At 28.1% G+C, this 19,552-nt stretch carries 20 protein-coding genes; 3 read left to right on the top strand and 17 right to left on the bottom strand.

Translation table 11 applies throughout. The features are described from left to right. Positions 1–136: 136 nt before the first annotated feature. From IC219_RS08340 to modA, 4 genes are all read right to left on the bottom strand, one after another. Entirely contained in the window at positions 137–694 is a 558-nt protein-coding gene (locus IC219_RS08340) for a sugar O-acetyltransferase (protein WP_227433319.1), read from the bottom strand. Positions 695–699: 5 nt separating this feature from the next. Continuing rightward, positions 700–1,776, bottom strand: coding sequence for a sulfate/molybdate ABC transporter ATP-binding protein (locus tag IC219_RS08335; protein WP_227433320.1), 1,077 nt, complete (start codon positions 1,774–1,776; stop codon positions 700–702). Continuing rightward, positions 1,777–2,460 carry a molybdate ABC transporter permease subunit gene (gene modB / locus IC219_RS08330; RefSeq protein ID WP_227433321.1) on the bottom strand — a complete coding sequence of 228 codons (684 nt, stop codon included), beginning with the start codon at positions 2,458–2,460 and terminating at the stop codon, positions 1,777–1,779. It abuts the gene before it with no gap. Between the two features lie 148 nt (positions 2,461–2,608). Beyond that, positions 2,609–3,421, bottom strand: a complete 813-nt coding sequence (modA, locus tag IC219_RS08325) for a molybdate ABC transporter substrate-binding protein (RefSeq protein ID WP_227482961.1) — start codon at positions 3,419–3,421, stop codon at positions 2,609–2,611. Between the two features lie 192 nt (positions 3,422–3,613). On the opposite strand from modA, the gene IC219_RS08320 reads away from it, so the two are divergent. Next, positions 3,614–4,543: a helix-turn-helix transcriptional regulator gene (locus IC219_RS08320; RefSeq protein ID WP_227482962.1), complete on the top strand. Its 930-nt coding sequence runs from the start codon at positions 3,614–3,616 to the stop codon at positions 4,541–4,543. Between the two features lie 171 nt (positions 4,544–4,714). On the opposite strand, the gene IC219_RS08315 is transcribed toward IC219_RS08320, so the two are convergent. The 8 genes from IC219_RS08315 to IC219_RS08280 form a co-directional block, all read right to left on the bottom strand. Continuing rightward, entirely contained in the window at positions 4,715–5,164 is a 450-nt protein-coding gene (locus IC219_RS08315; RefSeq protein ID WP_227433324.1) for a hypothetical protein, read from the bottom strand. A 200-nt stretch (positions 5,165–5,364) separates the two neighbouring features. Then, entirely contained in the window at positions 5,365–6,336 is a 972-nt protein-coding gene (locus IC219_RS08310; protein ID WP_227853318.1) for an alpha/beta hydrolase, read from the bottom strand. 189 nt (positions 6,337–6,525) lie between these two features. Next, positions 6,526–7,380 carry a protein-ADP-ribose hydrolase gene (locus IC219_RS08305; protein WP_227433326.1) on the bottom strand — a complete coding sequence of 285 codons (855 nt, stop codon included), beginning with the start codon at positions 7,378–7,380 and terminating at the stop codon, positions 6,526–6,528. A 327-nt stretch (positions 7,381–7,707) separates the two neighbouring features. Then, complete coding sequence (locus tag IC219_RS08300) at positions 7,708–8,652, bottom strand: ABC transporter ATP-binding protein (RefSeq protein ID WP_227433327.1); 945 nt, start codon at positions 8,650–8,652, stop codon at positions 7,708–7,710. Further along, positions 8,645–9,670 (bottom strand): ABC transporter ATP-binding protein, encoded by a 1,026-nt coding sequence (locus tag IC219_RS08295; protein WP_227433328.1) that lies wholly within the window; start codon positions 9,668–9,670, stop codon positions 8,645–8,647. The genes IC219_RS08300 and IC219_RS08295 overlap by 8 nt, the downstream gene beginning before the upstream one ends. Positions 9,671–9,743: 73 nt before the next feature. Beyond that, on the bottom strand, positions 9,744–11,312 hold the full coding sequence (locus tag IC219_RS08290) for an ABC transporter substrate-binding protein (protein ID WP_227433329.1): 1,569 nt from the start codon (positions 11,310–11,312) through the stop codon (positions 9,744–9,746). Positions 11,313–11,427: 115 nt separating this feature from the next. Then, positions 11,428–12,339, bottom strand: a complete 912-nt coding sequence (locus tag IC219_RS08285) for an ABC transporter permease (RefSeq protein ID WP_227433330.1) — start codon at positions 12,337–12,339, stop codon at positions 11,428–11,430. Further along, the gene (locus IC219_RS08280) at positions 12,323–13,309 is read right to left on the bottom strand and encodes an ABC transporter permease (RefSeq protein ID WP_227433331.1); all 987 of its coding nucleotides are present in this window, start codon (positions 13,307–13,309) and stop codon (positions 12,323–12,325) included. Before IC219_RS08280 ends, IC219_RS08285 begins: the two co-directional genes overlap by 17 nt. Positions 13,310–13,638: 329 nt before the next feature. On the opposite strand from IC219_RS08280, the gene IC219_RS08275 reads away from it, so the two are divergent. Both IC219_RS08275 and IC219_RS08270 read left to right on the top strand, forming a co-directional pair. Continuing rightward, on the top strand, positions 13,639–14,073 hold the full coding sequence (locus tag IC219_RS08275) for a MarR family winged helix-turn-helix transcriptional regulator (protein WP_255605859.1): 435 nt from the start codon (positions 13,639–13,641) through the stop codon (positions 14,071–14,073). A gap of 2 nt (positions 14,074–14,075) precedes the next feature. Beyond that, on the top strand, positions 14,076–14,474 hold the full coding sequence (locus IC219_RS08270; RefSeq protein WP_227433332.1) for an HsmA family protein: 399 nt from the start codon (positions 14,076–14,078) through the stop codon (positions 14,472–14,474). Between the two features lie 121 nt (positions 14,475–14,595). On the opposite strand, the gene IC219_RS08265 is transcribed toward IC219_RS08270, so the two are convergent. The 5 genes from IC219_RS08265 to IC219_RS08245 all read right to left on the bottom strand — a co-directional run bounded on the left by IC219_RS08265 (position 14,596) and on the right by IC219_RS08245 (position 19,443). After that, positions 14,596–14,820 (bottom strand): NifU family protein, encoded by a 225-nt coding sequence (locus IC219_RS08265; RefSeq protein WP_227433333.1) that lies wholly within the window; start codon positions 14,818–14,820, stop codon positions 14,596–14,598. A 36-nt stretch (positions 14,821–14,856) separates the two neighbouring features. Then, positions 14,857–16,224, bottom strand: coding sequence for a M20 family metallopeptidase (locus tag IC219_RS08260; RefSeq protein WP_227433334.1), 1,368 nt, complete (start codon positions 16,222–16,224; stop codon positions 14,857–14,859). Between the two features lie 82 nt (positions 16,225–16,306). Then, on the bottom strand, positions 16,307–17,821 hold the full coding sequence (locus IC219_RS08255; RefSeq protein ID WP_227482963.1) for a DUF6179 domain-containing protein: 1,515 nt from the start codon (positions 17,819–17,821) through the stop codon (positions 16,307–16,309). A 23-nt stretch (positions 17,822–17,844) separates the two neighbouring features. Continuing rightward, positions 17,845–18,279, bottom strand: a complete 435-nt coding sequence (locus IC219_RS08250) for a DUF6323 family protein (RefSeq protein WP_227433336.1) — start codon at positions 18,277–18,279, stop codon at positions 17,845–17,847. Positions 18,280–18,531: 252 nt separating this feature from the next. After that, the gene (locus IC219_RS08245) at positions 18,532–19,443 is read right to left on the bottom strand and encodes a recombination protein NinG (protein WP_227482964.1); all 912 of its coding nucleotides are present in this window, start codon (positions 19,441–19,443) and stop codon (positions 18,532–18,534) included. Between the last annotated feature and the right edge of the window lie 109 nt (positions 19,444–19,552).

Below are 19,552 nucleotides of genomic sequence, written 5' to 3'. Positions count from 1 at the left end.
GTTTCTATGAATCTTTCCAAACATAAAAACAGGCATATTTTTTTATTTTAATATATTGTCTATTCAATTTTACATTGATATATTTCTTATCCAAAGATAATATATTAATAATCTTAACTTATTTATATAAATAAAATTATTCTTCTATATGTTTTATTACTCTACATGGATTTCCAACGGCTACAGTATTTGATGGTATATCTTTTGTCACTACACTTCCTGCACCTATTACCACATTATCACCTATAGTAACTCCTGGAGTTATAATCACGCCTCCACCTATCCATGCATTATCTCCTATCTTTACAGGTGAACCATACTCTATTCCTGAAATTCTAAGCTGTGCCTCAATTGGATGATAAGCTGTATAAATTTGAACATTTGGAGCTAACATTACATTATCACCAATTTCAATTTTACATACATCTAAAAAAATACAGTCATAGTTTGCAAAGAAATTTTCACCTACATGTATATTATATCCATAGTCACACCTTATATTTTGTTCAACATTTATTTGATTCCCAACTGAACCAAATAGTTTTTTTAAAATATCCACTCTTTTTTCATATTCATCTTCCAAAGAGTTATTAAACAACCTAGTTAATTTTTTACAATACTCTCTTTCTTTTACTAGCAATTCATCATTTGCATAGTAACCTTTCCCTGACAACATTTTTTCTTTTTCAGTCATATAAATTACTCCTTTTCTTTGCAATTGTACTTAAAGCAAAATAAATATTCCTGTGGAAAATCTAAATAAATGCTGTCTCCCTTATCAAATTTCATTTTGTTTTTTTCTAATTCTATCTGAATAGGCATACTTTTGCTAGATAAATTATTGTTTATAGCATATATAGTGTATGTAAATGGATTTTCTATAATGTTAATTAGTCTAAAACATAACTTGCCATCTAAATTTTCACTAGAATCTAAAACCTTAATATGATGCTCTCTGATTCCCACATATTCTATATTATCACCTATGTTTCCAGTTAATGTCAACTTACATCCCCAATCTGTAGCATAAATAGTATTGTTATCTATTCTATTTAATCGAGATATATTTTTACATCCTGTTATTTTTGCTTCTATAAGATATTTTGGAGACTCAAATAGTTCTTTTTTAGGTCTTTTTGGAAGACCTTCTCCTTTATTATAAACCATAATATCATCACAAACTCGGTAAGCTTCTTCAATATCATGAGTAACAAACAATATATCTCCCTTATAATCTTTTAACATATTCATAAGTTCTTTTTCCATATTACTTCTCAAATGATGGTCTAATGCAGAAAAAGGTTCATCTAAAAGTAGTATATCTGGAGATGTAGCTAAGGCTCTAGCTAGTGCTACTCTTTGTTGCTGACCACCAGATAATTGCCAAGGGTATCGACCCTCAAATCCATTTAATTTAAGTATTTCTAAATATTTCATTATTATTTCCTTTTTTTCATCTTTACTTAACTTTGAAAGACCAAGTTCGATATTTTGGCTTACAGTCATGTGAGGAAATAATGCATAGTTTTGAAATAAAAAACCAATGTTTCTTTCTTGTGTTGATAAATTTATCTTTTTTTCAGAATCAAACAATACTCTTTCATTTAATATAATCTTACCTCTTGTAGGTTTTTCAAGTCCTGCTATACATTTTAATGTCATACTTTTTCCAGAACCAGATTCACCTAAAAATCCTAAAATTCCTTTTTCCTGTTCAATTTTTACTTTTAATTTAAAAGAGGATAAATCTTTTTCAATATCTACATATAAACTCAACTATCTGCACCTCTTTCCTATTATTTTCTGCTGGAATTCTGACCAATAATTTAATAATAAAATCATTGCTATAGATATCGCTACAATAATCATAACCCACATCATAGCTTTATTCATATCTCCACCTTCAACTGCAAAAAATATAGCGATTGGCATAGTTTGAGTTTTTCCAGGTATATTTCCAGCTATCATAAGTGTAGCACCAAATTCTCCAAGTGCTCTAGCAAACGACAACACAAGTCCACCTATTATCCCAGGCCAAGCTAATGGTACTGCAATCTTTAAAAAAACTTTCCATTCATTAAGACCTAAGGTTCTAGCAGCAGACAACATGTTGCTATCAATTTGTTCAAAAGCTGACCTTGAAGTTCTATACATCATAGGAAAAGATACTACTACTGCTGAGATTACAGTTGCTGTCCAGCTAAATATTAAGGTTTTATCAAAATTCAGTAAAAATTTACCTACAAAGCCATTTTTCCCACATAACAACAATAAAAAGAATCCAACAACTGTGGGTGGCAAAATTAATGGAAGTGTAAAGATACCATCTATAATACCTTTCCACTTACCTCTATAGTTAGCCATAATATATGACACAAATATTCCTATTATAAAAGTTATTATCGTTGACAAAAAAGCTGTCTTAAGTGATATCCATAAAGGTGACCAATCTGTCCCCATTTTTTCCCTCCTTAATTTAAATGGAAATAGTGAAATTAATAAATATATTAATTTCACTATTTCCATTTTATTATAATATACAATTATTTTCAATTTTCATTTATTTATATACAACTTCTTTTTAATTACATATAAATTATTTGTAAGCTTATTCTACTTTTTTATATCCAAATTCCTCAAAAATCTTTTGTCCTGCATCACTCAACAGGAATTCTTCAAATTTCTTAGCAGCATCTGCATTTTTACTAGCTTCAATTACTGCAACTGGATATGTAATAGGTGAATGAGTTTTTTCATCTGTTTTCTCAACTACTTTTATTTTATCATTATTCACAGTGTCACTAAAATAAACGAATCCAACATCTGCATTACCTGATTGCACCCATGCTAAAACCTCTTTTACATCTTTTGCAAACACCAATTTATCTTTTAATGTCTCTTTTAAATTTAAATTAGTTAATACTTCATCTGCATATTTACCTGCTGGAACACTTTCAGCCTCTCCAACTGCAATTTTCTTTACTTTATCTGTAGTTAAGTCTTTCATACTAGATACATCACTACCAGCTGAAGAAATAAGAACTAAATCATTTTTAACTAAATCTTTCATAGTATCAGAAACCAATAACTTTTCTTCATCTAAAGCTTTCATTTGTTTCTGACCTGCTGAAATAAATAAATCACATGGTGCACCTTGTTCTATTTGCTGTTGAAGTGAACCTGATGCTCCATAGTTAACTGTAAGCTTTACATTGGAATCAACTTTTTTGTATTCTTCTTCAATTTTTGCCATTGCTTCTTTTAAACTTGCAGCAGCAGATATGTTTAGTTCTACTGTCTCACTGCTTTTATTTGTTTTTTCTTCTTTACTATCATCTTTTGGACTTTCTTTACTACTACATCCAACTGTCCCCAAAGTTAAACATGCAACTAATCCTAATATTCCCAATATTTTTTTCATAATACTCTCCCTTTTTGTAAATTTGATACATATTTTAATTCGTTTTATCATGTTTTATCACGTTTTGTTATGTATAACTTAATTATATATACCTGCTAATAAATTTTCAAGTAAATTATTTATATTACTTTTAAATATTTTTCTACATTTTTCTTTTTTTAATGTTAAAATAACCTTATATGGAGGTGGATTATGGACTCATTATCATCTTTGACACCTGTTGAAGTAGCTGAATTATTAAAGATAACAAAAAATACTGTATATGAATTAATCAAAAGAGGTGAACTTCCTTCTTACAAAGTAGGTAAAAAAATAAGAGTTGATATTAAAGATGTCGAAGAATATATCAACAATCAAAAAACTGGTAAAATTAAAGATACACATTTTAACAATAAAAATATAGATATTGATAATAATTGTAAAATTATTATTTCTGGTCAAGATGTAATATTAGACATTTTAGCTAGGTCTGTTGAAAAAAGATTAGATAGAGTAAATACATTTCGCTCTTATATAGGAAGTTATAATGCTTTATATGAATTATATAATGGCAGGGTTTCTATAGCATCATCCCATCTATGGGATTTTGAAACAGACGAATATAATAGTACTTTTGTTAAAAAACTATTGCCAGGAATCCCATGTGTACTTATAAATCTAGCATATAGAATGCAAGGTTTTTATGTTGCTAAAGGAAATCCTAAGGAAATAAAAGGTTGGAATGATTTAACCAGACCAAATATAACACTTGTAAATCGAGAAAAAGGGGCTGGAACTAGAGTTTTGCTTGATGGCAAACTTAGACTTTTAAATTTTAATGGCACTGATATAAATGGTTATTATAATGAAGAATTATCGCATTTAGGTGTAGCAAGCAAGGTTTCTCGTGGTATAGCTGATGTTGGATTAGGCAATGAAAAAGCTGCTCTACAAGTAAACAATATTGACTTTATTCCTCTTCACAAGGAACGTTATGATTTGGTTATTAAAAAAGAAGACTTGAAAAACCCTGTCTACCAAACTATAATTAGTATAATTAATTCAGCTGAATTTAAGGCCGAACTTCAAGGTCTTGGTGGATATGATTTGATTGACACAGGCAAAATCATAGCAGAAGTTTAAAAATAAAAATCGCAATCTATTTTTACATGATTTATAAATTAATTGTAAAGTAAATTGCGATTTTTATGTATGCCAAAAACGTACATCAAAAAACTCAGTCTATCATAAAAACCTATATTGTTCATTTTGGTAGCCACATATAAAATTCAATATACTAAATAGTTAAATATATTAATATATATTTACATAATAGTAATTTTCCTTAATGTAGATTAACGTATTATGTGTTTTTGATATGAATAATTTTCCTATCTTGTATACATGTGGTAAAATAAATGAGTTTAATAGGTTATATACAAAGTTGCTTTCTTCTTGTATCTTCTCAACTAATAAATTATTAATAAAATTATCTTTTTCATTTTCAATAACTTCACTCCAATTTATTTTAACTTTTAATATGTATCTTCCAACTAAGTATACACATTCTGTAACAAATAACAATAATACTATATAATCAGCTCCTCCTGATTGATATAAACTTCCTGATACTAAGGGTTTAGCAAAAAAGTTATAAAAATTTAAAGTATCTCCTGTATAGTCAAAAAATATTAATAGTAATCCCAAAACTCTTAATACTCTCATATTCAACATGCCTTTTTCTTTATTATTTTTGTTTTTCATATATACTACCTCTCTTTTCGTTAGATTTTATTGTATATAATACTAACTCTTTTATTTGAGGTACAGGTGAATTTAATTGGTAGTTATTTTCATTTTCATAATCAATTAATTCATATTAAATATTTATATTTAATATGAAAAATAGCTTATTTATTTTGTAATAAAATAAATAAGCTATTAAAATATACAACTAATTTCTATTAATTGATAATACTACTATCTATAAACCTAAAAATTCTATTGAAATATGCTCTACTATCAGAGTCATATCCAGCAACATGTTCAATACCTTCTATGAGCCATAGCTCTTTTTTATTATGCTTGACTAAGTCATACATGGTTTGGCTATTTTGATAATTACAAACAGTGTCTTTTGTTCCATGTATAAATAGTATAGGAACATTACTCTTTTCGATTGCCTTATATGGTTCTACATCACTATACCAAAATCCAGATTTAAATTTATTATACACATCCCCACATGCTACGACATAATTTACTAATACATTTGGTATATGTTTTTCTATTACTACCATTCTAATGGCATCCTTCATTTCAGAATATGGAGAATCCAATATATAAAAATCGACCTCTTGACTTTCTGAGTTTATAGCTGTATGCATAGCAGCTGTTCCTGCACCCATAGAAAATCCATGGATTCCCAATTTACCATCTGGGAATTTATTTTTTACAAACTTAACTATACTATCTAAATCATATCTCTCATAAAGACCAAATGTATAATTGTCGCCTCCACTATTACCAGTATTTCTTTGATTGTAAATCAATACATTATAACCTTTATCTAAGTATTCATATGCTATTTTTAGCATTTCATAGTGATTACTTCCCATTCCATGAACAATTATAATAGTATTTTTTGTTTTTATATTTGAATTCATAAAAAGACTTTCAAGTTTGTAATTATTAGAACTTTGTATCATCAGCTCATCTGTCTTGTAGTTTTTCAATTTATCTAAGGGCTTATCTTTCCTCTTAGAAAATACTTTTAATACATCTTCTTTTTTTATTAACTGTTCTGAGCCAACTGAGCTATCGTACACCAATTTGCCAAATATATACGATATGATTAACGGTATTAACAGAAATACAACTGATACAATTATTACCTTATTTCTTAAACTAATATAATTCTTAAAACTATTTTTCATATTTATTTACCATTTAATTTTCCTATATTTTGTTTTTTAAAAGTAATACAATCGCTACTTATACTACTCTTATGATTTCTATTATACCTATTAATCTACTAAAATTACAAATTATATTTTATCAATCATTAATATTTATAAGCTATTGCCTTATCTAATAAATATTACTAGATACTTTATTGGCAAGTGCTATCTAAATATTCTTCTATATTTTTCTTCTTCCTCTTCTGTGAATACATTAAATACAACTTTTAAATTTTTCTCAGGATTTTCTTTTAGCCATAATCTCACTCTATTTACAGCAAGATTAGCTGCTTCTTTTTTTGGATATCCAAATACCCCTGTAGAAATACCACAAAAAACGATATTCTTTATTTCATCAATTTCTCTTATAGTATTTAGAGATGATTTGTAGCAATGTAGTAATTGTTTTTCCTGTTCTTTGCTTGGCTGACCACCAGATACAATAGGTCCAACAGTGTGTACTACAAATTTTGCAGGTAGACAATAACCTCTAGTTATTTTAGCATCTCCTGTATATTCTAAATGTCCTTGTTTTTTTATTATTTTGTCACAATCTTCTCTAAGTCTAGGACCTGCGCATGAATGTATCTCATTATCTACACATAAATGTAATGGTTGTAAACATCCTAATAGCTTATTGTTTGCAGCATTTACTATTGCATCTGCTTTTAAATTAGTTATATTGCCTCTCCATATAGCAATGCCTTCCTCAACTTCTTCTATATCATTTACATCTACTAACTCTCTTTCTTCACATTCAATTAACAATAAGTTATGTAACATACTAAGTATCTCTGGAGCAATTTCTTTTGGTGGATATACATTAAGAAGTCCTCTAAGTATATCTCTAGGCTTGATTTCATCATTTGATAAATTGTATATTTTAGAAGGAACTTCTTTTGAAAAATATGCAATTAAAGTGTTTATATTTTTCTTTCTTTGTTCGTCAGTTAGAGGTTTGATACTTCTATCAAAATCCTCAAATAAGTTTACATCATCAGCATAATCTCTCCACTTCATAGCTATCTCTCCATTCTTTTATTTTAGAATTATAAAAAATAATTATGTATTATGTACATACTTATTTATTTCTATAAACACTTACATAAATCCTGTTAAAAGTGTAAATTTTTTAATATTAATATATTTAAAGACAAAATATAGAACAATTTTAAGTATTTTATATAAACCTTTATAAAATAATATGCTACTTGCTAACACTTTAATCATAAAATTTTTAAATATAATAATTAAAGGGAACGTTCTAAAGCTTACACTTTTACACATAAATTTACATACATAAAAACCACTCTAAATAAGCAACTCTTACCTAGAATGGTTTTTACACTAAACAACTTTTAAATTTTGTTGGTATTTATTTATATCTGATTTAGAAGCATATACAAAATGACCATCTGAAACCTCAATCCAACTTGATAACTCATCACTTGAACAATTATACATACTATAATTATATTCCACTCTATTTCTTACCTTAGCATATCTTGGGTCAGGAATAGGAATTGCAGAAAGTAAAGACTTTGTATATGGATGTATAGGATTATTATACAACTCTTCTGAATTCGCTAATTCTACTAATTTTCCATTATGCATAACTCCTATACGGTCACTAATATGTCTCACCATAGATAAATCATGCGCTATAAATAAACAAGTTAAATTCTTTTCTTTCTGTAATTTTTTAAATAAATTTACTATTTGTGCTTGTATAGACACATCTAAAGAGGCTATCGGTTCATCAGCTATTATAAACTCTGGGTCTACTGAAAGAGCTCGAGCTATACCAATACGTTGTCTTTGCCCACCTGAAAAGTCAGAAGGATATTTATTTGCATAGCTTCTATCAAGTCCCACTAAATTTAACATCTCATAGACTTTATCCAGTCTTTCTGCTTTATTTTTACAGACACCCTGAATTTTAAGTGGCTCTGAAATTATATCTCCAATTGTCATACGAGGATTTAATGATGAGGTAGAATCTTGAAAAATAATCTGCATACTTTTATTTACATCTTTTTTTACAAATTTATATGATTTTTTATCTGAGATACAATTTCCCTTATAAATTACGTCTCCACCAGTAGGCTCATGTAACTTTATTATAGTTTTACCAGTTGTAGATTTTCCTGAACCAGATTCTCCTACTAAACCAAATATCTCTCCTTTATATATATCAAAACTTATATCATCAACTGCTTTTACAATAGTACTTTTATCCAAATGAAAATATTGTTTTAAATTTTTTATTTCTAGTATTTTTTCTTTATTCATTAGAAATCACCCTTCCCCCATTTACCCTAACTGGTATATTTATTTTAGGTGCATCTGGATGCAATAACCAAGTTGCTGCACTGTGTGTATCATTAATTTTAAACATTGGTGGCTCCTTTTCATAATCTATCCTAAGAGCATTTTTATTTCTTACTGCAAATGCATCCCCCTTTGGAGGATTTAATAAATTTGGAGGCATTCCAGGTATATTATACAAATAATCTTCTTGTGAATCTAAAGTAGGTAATGAACCTAATAATCCCCAAGTATATGGATGTCTAGGGTCATAAAATATATCTTCTACTGTTCCTATTTCTACAATCTTACCTGCATACATAACTGCTATCCTATCAGCCATAGTTGCAACTACACCTAAATCATGAGTTATAAATATTATTGATAAGCCTATTTTATTTTGTAGTTCTTTTATTAAGTCAATTATTTGAGCTTGTATAGTCACATCCAAGGCTGTTGTAGGCTCATCAGCAATTAATACTTCTGGATTACAAGCTAGTGCTATAGCAATTACTATACGTTGCCTCATTCCTCCTGAAAAATGATGCGGAAATTGTTTAAATCTTTTTTCAGGATTATCTATCCCAACTAATTCAATAAGCTCTATAGCTCTTTTCTTAGCTTCACTTTTACTTATGCCTTGATGGATTACTATAGCTTCAGTTATTTGCTTTCCTATTGATATGGTTGGATTCAAAGATGTCATAGGGTCTTGAAATATCATTGATATATCTCTTCCTCTAATATCTTCCATTTCTTTCTCAGATTTTTTAACTAAGTCCTTTGATTTAAATAGAACCTCTCCACTTTTGATATATCCATTATATGGAAGTATCTTTATCAAACTTTTGCATAATACAGATTTTCCACAACCAGATTCTCCAACTATAGCTAGTGTTTCACCCCTTTTTAGGGTAAAGGACACATCTCTCACAGCCTGTACTTCGCCTTCTTCTATTTTAAAGCTTACAGATAGATTATTAACCTCCAATAAATGTTCCAAAAACCATCAACCCCTATGCTATTCAAACCTTAGGGATATATTTCATCCCTAAGGTTTCTAATTAATCTAACTATTATTCTATTGTCCAATCAGCTATGTTCCAGAATATCCCTACACCATGATGACCTAAAACTGTATCAGGTGTTAAACCTTTTATATTTGGTTTTCCAACATATATAGCATCTATATAAGCAATAAATGTATATGGCATATCTTTAGTCATCTCTACTTGGAATTGTTTATATAACTTTAATTTTTCATCTTTATTTTCTGTTTCTCTTGCTTGTTGAAGTATTTTGTCTATAGTAGGATTAGAATAAGCACTGTAGTTTGCACCTTTATCTGTTCCAAATACTTTATATGTATGGTCATCTGGGTCAAATGGACTTCCCCAACCGATTAAGTGCGCATCTTGATTAGCCCAATCTGTTTCAGTTACAACTACAGCTTTAGCATCAACACCTATTTCTTTTAGCTGTTGTGCACATATTTTAGCCATATCAACTCTAACTTGGTCACTTTCGCCAGCTGTTATTTCAAAAGCTAATTTAGTACCTTCTTTTTCATATATTCCATCAGAACCTAACTTCCAACCTAATTTTTCAATTTCTTGCTTAGCCTTTTCTGGATTATATTCAAATTTCTCTATATCAGGATTATTATATGGTCCCATTTGTAAAGGTGAATATGCGGCTACACCATGACCCAATAATACACTATCAACTATTGCTTTTCTATCTATTGCATAACTTAAAGCATTTGGTAATCCTTTAGTCTTTTCATCTTTAAAGAATTTAGAATTGAAGTTATATAGTATACCTCTATAATCTGCAGTTTTCATTATATTTACTTTAAAATTCTTTTCGTCTTTCTCAAAATTAGACATATCTTTAGGAGTTACTTGTGCTAAATCTAATTCACCTGATTTTAATTGCATTGCTTTAGCTTTGTCATCTGGTACAATCTTAAATACTACTTTATCCAGTCCTGGCTCTTTTACAAAATAATCACTATTTTTAACAAGTGTTATACTTTGCCCTTTATCCCATTTTTCAAGTTTGAATGGTCCAGTACCTATTGGTTTTTGATTAAATCCATCAGTAGTTATATCTTTACCTTCTAATGCATGTTTTGGTAATATTCCAACTGTTAAATAATCAAGCATTGCTGTATTTGGTGCTTTTAAAGCAATTTTTATAGTAGTATCATTAATTACATCAATTTTTGTTATATCTTCATAATTTGATGCTATTTCAGAAGCATTGTCTGGATTCATTATAGTTTCCATTGTGAATTTAACATCATTTGCTGTAAATTTCTCTCCATCATGCCACTTAACATCATCTCTTAAATTAAAAGTATATGTATTTGTTGCTTCATCAAATTTCCAATCTTTTGCTAGACAAGGAACTACTTTATTATTTTCATCATGAGCTGTTAATCCATTAAATATCAATGAATTTATTTCGCCATGTTCATATAGTGCTGGATTTATACTTGTATAGTCATTACTTCCATAAACAAGTACTTTACCATCTTTAGGTTTATCTGTTTTTTTGTCCCCATTTCCTGCACTCGAACAGCCTGCCATTAGACTAAGTATCATTACTAGACTTAAAACTTTTAATTTTTTTAATTTCATGATGCTCCCCCTTTTGCTTTTAATAATAAATATTTTTTAAAGCTTTGACCCCATTTATTTAAATAGATATTTCAAATACCTTAGTATTTGCTTATTTAACACTTAAAACGCTGATTTATAAATTACTTGATTTTTTATTATTGCTCTTTCTTATATAATTACCAATATTAGTTATACAGACCAATGTAGTAACTAAAAATATACCTGGAATTAGGATAATCCACCATCTATTTGAAAGCAGTGCTTCTTCTGATAAAGATAGCATACTTCCCCAAGAAACAATTTCTATTGGCAAACCAATTCCTAAAAAACTCAGTGTTGACTCAGTTCCAATAGCTGCACCTATATTTGTTACTACCATAAACATTATTGATGCAACAAAGTTTGGAAGTAAGTGCTGTTTTAATATATATAAAAATCCTCCACCCATACTTTTAGCTGCTAGTATGTACTCACTATTTCTTATTTGTCTAACTTCAGTCCTTACAATCTTAGATATATTCATCCAACTTGTTATCCCTATTACTATGGACATAGATATTGGATTTGAATTCCCAAGTATCGCTTGTACAAATATTATAATTAATATTGATGGTATACTAAGTATGATTTCTGTAAATCTCATCATTGCATCATCTACAAGCTCAGATGCTGAACCGCTTATGCTACCATAAACAATTCCTATAATAGTTGATATTATTGTCGAAAATATTCCTATAAATAAAGATATTTTTCCTCCATACCATATCATAGAATATATATCTCTTCCCATTGAATCTGTTCCAAAGAAAAAATCTTTACTTGGAGCTAAATTAGAACTTACTAAATCCATATATGTTGGCTCATGTGTCATTATCAAAGATGAAAATACACTTCCAATAACTATAATGGATAAAATTATGATTGATATATATGGTAACTGTTTAAATTTTTCAAACAGAGTTTTTTTTATTTCTATTTGTTCATCTTTTACTACTGAAATATAATTTTCTCCTACAATCTCAAAATCACTACATTGCGGCTTCATTGTTATCACCTCTATCGTACTTCATTCTAGGGTCTATTTTATTGTTTATAATTTGAGCTAGCATATTTCCAAATACCACTAAAGCTCCTGTTATTAGACATAAAACTAATAACATATTATAATCGTGATACTTTGCACTCTCAAAACAAAGAGTTCCTAACCCTGGATAAGAAAAAACCTTTTCAACTACATAAGTTCCTCCTAATATATGAGGTATTGAAATAGCCATGATACTTATATATGATGGCATTATATTTCTCAGGCAATGCTTAAAAACAATGGTTCTATTGTTTAAACCTTTTGCTTTACATAGCAATACATAATCTTCTCTTATTTCTTCTAGCAATTTATTTCTTATCATATATGTGTAATACCATAAATGGCTCAATATAAGTACTGTAAGAGGTAATATTAAATGAGATATCCTACTTGATATACTATATTCCTCTCCCATTGAATAAGCTCCACTACTTGGAAGTATACTTAGATTTATACTGAATATAAGTATAAGTACTAAAGCAACCCAGAATGATGGAATACAATTGGTTATCGTACCTAGTTTACATATAACCCTATCTATAAGCTTATCTTCATGCAATGTACAAAAAATTCCTAAAAGTAATGCTAGAACAAAGGTAAGTATGTATCCTGAACCACCTAATATGATAGTATTTATATAAACATCATTTATAACAGAAGTAACATTTTGCTTATATTTAAATGAAATCCCAAATTCTCCTTTTGATGCATCTGAAATCCATTTTATATATTGACTGTATATTGGTTCGTTTAGACCAAGTTTTTTCATAGCATTTTCTTTTTCTTGAGTACTCATTCTTTCTACACCATCTCCATAGTAAGAAATTAATGGGTCTCCTGGAGCAAGTCTTGCCATATAAAAAACCACAAAAGATAATAAAAACATTACTAAAATAAACTGCAACAACTTTTTAACTATATCCTTTAACAAACCCCTATTCCCCCTTTGTTGCAATAAAAAAAACCACCAAAAGCAAGCGTCAATCGACGTTTAAACCTTCGTGGTTTTATTATCATTAAATAAAAATTAAATTTTAAATATTTATCTATAAACCAATTTTAGCATCATTTATGTTGTGTGTAAACAAACTTTTGAAAAATTGTTAAAATTTCATCAAATTGTTTTATTTTTACCTAAAATTAAATTTTTATGATATTACTAATCTCTTATTTATTACATAATTATTAAATTTTATATTGACTATTTACTGAAACTATATTATATTAGTTTCTATGCAAACTATCTAAGAGGTGATTTTATTGAAAACTAATTATGATTGTTTTAGAATAGCTATGCTTCTAAAAGAACTCTATTCTAAAACAATGTACACAGTAGAGGAAAATTTTAAGGAAAATGGATTAACACATCAACAGATTATAGTTATAAAGCTAATAGCTCATAATCAAGAACTAACAATTTCACAACTATGCGATGAGATGTCTTTAGCTAAAGGAACGGTATCAGGTATAATCAGTAGATTAGAGCAATTTGGATATGTAGAAAAGTTCAAAAAATATGATGATAAGAGAAATACATATGTTAAATTTACAGAGGATGGACTTGAATTCGCCACAAATTTTAAAAGTAAAATGCAAGAAAGCTTTGATGGTATTTTTAAAAATTGTGATGAAAAAGAATTAAATGAATTAGTAAAAAATCTTAGAAATATATTAGCAAAAATAAAGGAGAGATAATTATGAGTTCTAAATTAATACTTGCAATAGTGTTTATAACATCAGCTTTAATTTTTTACACTATAGGTGTATTTGGAGAAAGAAAAGCTAAAATTTTAAAAAAGAAACATGTAATTATATTTTGGCTTGGTTTAATATTTGATACTTTAGGAACATTTACAATGAGTAATATAGCTAATAGCCACGCTTTTGAAGTGAAGTCTGTATTGTCCCAAAATCTTCATAGTATAACTGGTCTCCTAGCAATTGTGCTTATGCTTTTTCATGCAGGCTGGGCTACTTTTGTTTTGTATAAGGACGATGAAGATAAGAAAAAATTCTTCCATAAGTTTAGTATAGTTGTATGGACTATCTGGTTAATTCCATACTTTATAGGTATGTTTATTGGTATGGCTGGATAATAAATAAAAAAAAGTGTGTAGGAAAATGAATATACACTTACACACTTTTTCATATATATCTATAATGTTTTACTTACTCTTTTACACAGCTTAATAAATCCTTATGTATAATTTAAATTTATTAAACACCTAACACTTGAGTTACTCCTGGAACTTCGCTTACCAAAACATTTTCAATAACAGCTTTTATTGTCATAGTTGCTCCTGGACATCCACTACAAGCACCTTGTAATCTAACTAAAACTACACCATTCTCATTTACATCTATAAGCTCTACATCTCCACCATCTCTTTGTAATACAGGTTTTATCTTTTGTTCAAGTACTTTTTCAACTTGTTCTCTCATAGTTATTCCCCCCCAGAAATATTTTTATTACCAAGATTATACCAATGGTTTAAATTTTTGTCCATCTAATGATTTTTCAAACTCTATATTTGCCTCATCAATAATCTTAGTATTCATAAATACATCATAAGCACTACAAGCCAATACCTTAGCTGAATTTATCATAGCTGAAAATCCTATACTTGAACCAGCTGATGCACATGACTGCCATGTGTGGCTTGCCACACCAACAGGCCATGCTGCCATTGCAAATTGAGCTACTGGTATCACATAACTTACATCTCCAACATCAGTAGAACCAGCTAATCCCTTATCTTCTGCTCCATCAGCTATACCATGATGTATATAACTGTCCACAATAGATTTATCGTCTTGGAATGCTGTAGCTACACCTAGTCTCTCATCCTTAGTAAGAGTAGCACATAATTTTTTTGCAAATTCTTCTTCTTCAGGAGTAGTTTTAGGAGTTCCAACAAGAATCATATTATCGTATACTAAATCAGTTAAACACTGATTTGGTATATAATCATAAATCCCATCAGTAATTACATACTCCATTTCAGTCTCTGTCATCATAGCTGCTCCTTGTGCCACTTTTATTAGCCTATCAAGAACATTCTCTGCATCCTTTGCTTTTTTACCTCTTATAAAATACCAACTTTCCGCAAAACCAGGAACTACATTAGGTCTTCCTCCACCATTAGTTATAACATAATGCATTCTTATAGAGTCAATTACATGTTCTCTTAAATAATTTGCTCCTACATTCATAAGTTCAACAGCATCTAATGCGCTTCTACCATTATGAGGGGCTTGAGCTGCATGTGCTGTTATTCCCTTAAACTTAAATCTAGCAGATAAATTTGCCAGACTTCCACCTCTCCATGTGCCATTTATATCAAAAGGATGCCATGTAAATGCGCAATCTACATTATCAAAACATCCATTTACACACATTACAGTCTTTCCTCCACCTTCTTCTTCAGCAGGACAACCAAAATATTTTATTGTTCCATTAAATTTATTTTTTTCCATAAGTTCTTTGATAGAAACGACTGCTCCTACACCTGCTACACCCAATAAATTATGACCACATCCATGTCCAGATTCTCCCTCTACCAATGGATTTTTTTCTGTACTCACAGATTGTGATAGTTCTGGCAAAGCATCATATTCGCCAAGTATTCCAATTACTGGCTTACCTTCTCCAAAACTCGCTATAAATCCAGTGGGTAAATTGTCTACTTCTTCAATTTCAAATCCTTTTGACTTTAGATATTCCTTTTGAATACTGCTTGCATACTTTTCTTCAAAAGCTAATTCTGGATTTTCCCATATTTTTTTAGATAAATCAATTAATTCTTCTCTTATCTCCTCAATATTATTTATAATATATTCTTTCATAGTCTCCTCCACAGATATGTATTTTTGATATGCTTTACAAATTATATTATATACTAACATTCTATTTATTCACAATTTTTTGTTAATTAATTTGATTTATATATTCTTCTATACAATGTATTTTTTCCTTATTTTTTTTCTTCATAAATTCAATGTACTCTCTTTTCCATGGTGTAGTTTTATTATTTTTGTTTAGTAATAGTTCTAATAAATTAATTTCTTCCATTCTCATATCTTCATAAAATACTACACTTCCTAGTATTGCCAATTCAAATTCACTTAATGAAGCAAATAGCATTAGATAATCATCCCCAAATAAGCACTCAGATTCAAGAATATCAATAAAGTCTTTTTTTGCATTGATATTTTCCTTTATTATTTTTATTTTTTCAATTATAGAAGTACTCTCTAGTACAGCATTGAATATCGCTCTAAATGACTCATCATCTAATTTATTTTCATCATCAACAATATACTTTTCTAAAGGTTCACTTTCATTCTTACTTACAGTTATCATACTTTTAAAAGTGCCACTTTTTATTGAACTTAGTACAGACTCAATAAATATCTTCTCATATGCTTTTATGTATTTTATCATGGCTTCATCTTCTATATTTAATCTTTCTATCAAAACATCAATTGCTTCTTCAAGCAATAAAACTATTTTTTCATTTATTATACTTTCTTTATTGAGCTCTTCAGAATTATTAAAATCAAAACTATTACTTTCTTCAATAAATTCAACTACATTATTTTCCTCATATTGCTTAATTTCATCTTCAAAAGTATGATTGTATATGTTTTTAAATTGTTTTTCTAAAAATTCATATTCATATTCTGAAATCTTCAAATTAGTTGATTCATTACCTAAAATTGTAGAGAAAATAGAGTTATTTATAATAAGTTCAAATAAATTTATAAGTATAACATCACAATCTATTTTATAAGTTATTCCATAATCATAAAATAATTTTTCTCTATCTTTCTTTCTAAATAAATTACAAAATCTATTTTCTATATCCATACTCTCAATATAATTTTTCACATAATAAATTCCTTGAATATCCATATCATCTAATGCCAATGGATAATCTATACTCACTGGAATATCATATGCTTCAAATTTTATACTATAGTTTTTAAAGAAACCAGACAGTTCCATTAAAGTATCATTATACGCCATTAAATTAGTGTCTAATTTTCTACTTTTCATTACTTCATAAAATTTTTCTAACTCAAGTAAATCATATTCAAGAATTTTAATGCCTTCTAAGTATACATACTTAATATTTTTAGACGTCAATTCTGCAACTCTTTTTTCTATACTTTCAAGTTTACTTACATATGCATCAATAGAATACCAAATTGAAAGCAATAATTTTTCAGCAACTTCAGTCTTTACTGATGTACTTTGACCATTTGTATATTTTTTAATTAAATCTATAAGAATTAAGGATATTTCCTGTTGTATGTTATATACTTCTCTCTCATTTATTACTTTACAATCCATACATTCTTTAAGTAGAGATATTGCATACTGATTTTTTATTAGATTATTTTCATTTATATTGATGTTGGTTAGATTATTATTTGACATAGTAAGTTTCCCCTCTCATTAGATTAAACTTCTCCAAATTTAAACTTTTTTGCAAATTCCTCTGCTTCTCCCCTTACATTGTCCATATTCCCTGTAAATTTTTCATAAAGTTCATCAAGTATTTCTATAATTTCATCATCACAAATTTTATCATCTGTTTCATTTTTTAAGTAATAAAAGATTTCTTGCATATCATTAATAATTTCTAAATAATCATCCATATTCGTAAACTGTGATGTATATATGTTTTCTATTAATTGTTTTGTAACTTTTATATCTAATTCTATTCTTCCATATCCCTTTAAAGTATCATTTCTTGAAGTTATTATATCTTTTACATCCGCTTCAGAAAGTACTAGACCATAACACTTAGATTCTTTATTAGTTTCAAGCAATTCATTTCTTTCTATTTCCTTTAAATTTTGATGCATAGAACTCAAAATAATAGGTGATATCATTTTAAAATTCTCCTTTTTTATTTTTTCTATTGACTTTTAATTCATTTTATGTTATATTTAAATTAGTATATTTATTAACTTATAGAACTACTTATAATAATATTATTATAAGTAGTTTTTGTCAACTCAAAATTACTATTTTAATTAAATTTTTCAATAAAAAAAATATATCATTACTCAGATATATTTTTTATAACTATTCATCAATTTAATAGTTATTTATAATTAAAATCTAAAGAATGATATATTAATTTACTTATCTTTTTTAGCTCTACTTCTGCTTTTCTTTACATTTGAGCAATTTCTACAGGAAGGTGAACAGTATTGAGATTTAGAATTTGTAGGTATATAAATCTTTCCACAATACTTACATTTATTTAAAGATGCAGGTTCACTTGTAATTGCAAATGCATATATAGTTTCAATAGCTGTTTTTAAAGAATTAAATTCCCATGCAATTGTGGGTTTATCTAATTGACTTATAGAAAATCCAATCTTTTGAGGGTTAAACCCTCCAGACATAATAGTCACACTTTCAGTTAGTAGGTTAGACATGTTTTTATAGACACAAATTTGATTAAAATGTCTACACATATCCTTAGCAAAATTTACAATCCAATCCAATTGTTCTGTATAAAACCTTGAAAATACTAAATCTAAAATCAATGGTCTTTTTCCAAAAAACTTGGGTGATTCCTCTCGTTTTGATACATCTATACCTCGTTTATATTTTTTAAAGTATACATCTTCATCACTTGCAAATGGGATGAACATATTTACATACTCATCATTATTCAATATATTCTCTTTTGTAATATAATTCTTTTCAATCATCAGTACTCTTTCTTCACCAACAATATCTCTATTATATACACTTGAATAAATTAATCCTAACAACCCATATTTCTTTACAAATTCAAGTACTTCTTTTTTTAATCTCATTTCTTTAGTTTCTTTTGATATCTCTTGTAATGCTTCTTGTCCTATGCGAATTATATCTACTATAATTTCATCTGCAACATCAAATGGATTGTACATAGTAAATACAGCATCTTCTGTTGGTACTATATACAGTTCATCTTCTTCAGTAATTTTATATTCATAATCACTATAGCGAATCCAATCACTTGCAAAGTTTCCAATTAATTCTATATTTTTATTCATAATAACAGCCTCCTTTGAATGTAATAGTTAAGATTTATTAACTATTACATTTTTAGTTTATTCTATAATTTTCATCATGTCAACTCTTCTTTTAATTTTATATAATATT

Source organism: Clostridioides sp. ES-W-0018-02, assembly GCF_020658175.1.
Lineage (GTDB): Bacteria > Bacillota > Clostridia > Peptostreptococcales > Peptostreptococcaceae > Clostridioides.
The sequence above is the reverse complement of the archived record's forward strand: the minus strand, read 5'-3'. Positions and strand labels throughout refer to the sequence as shown.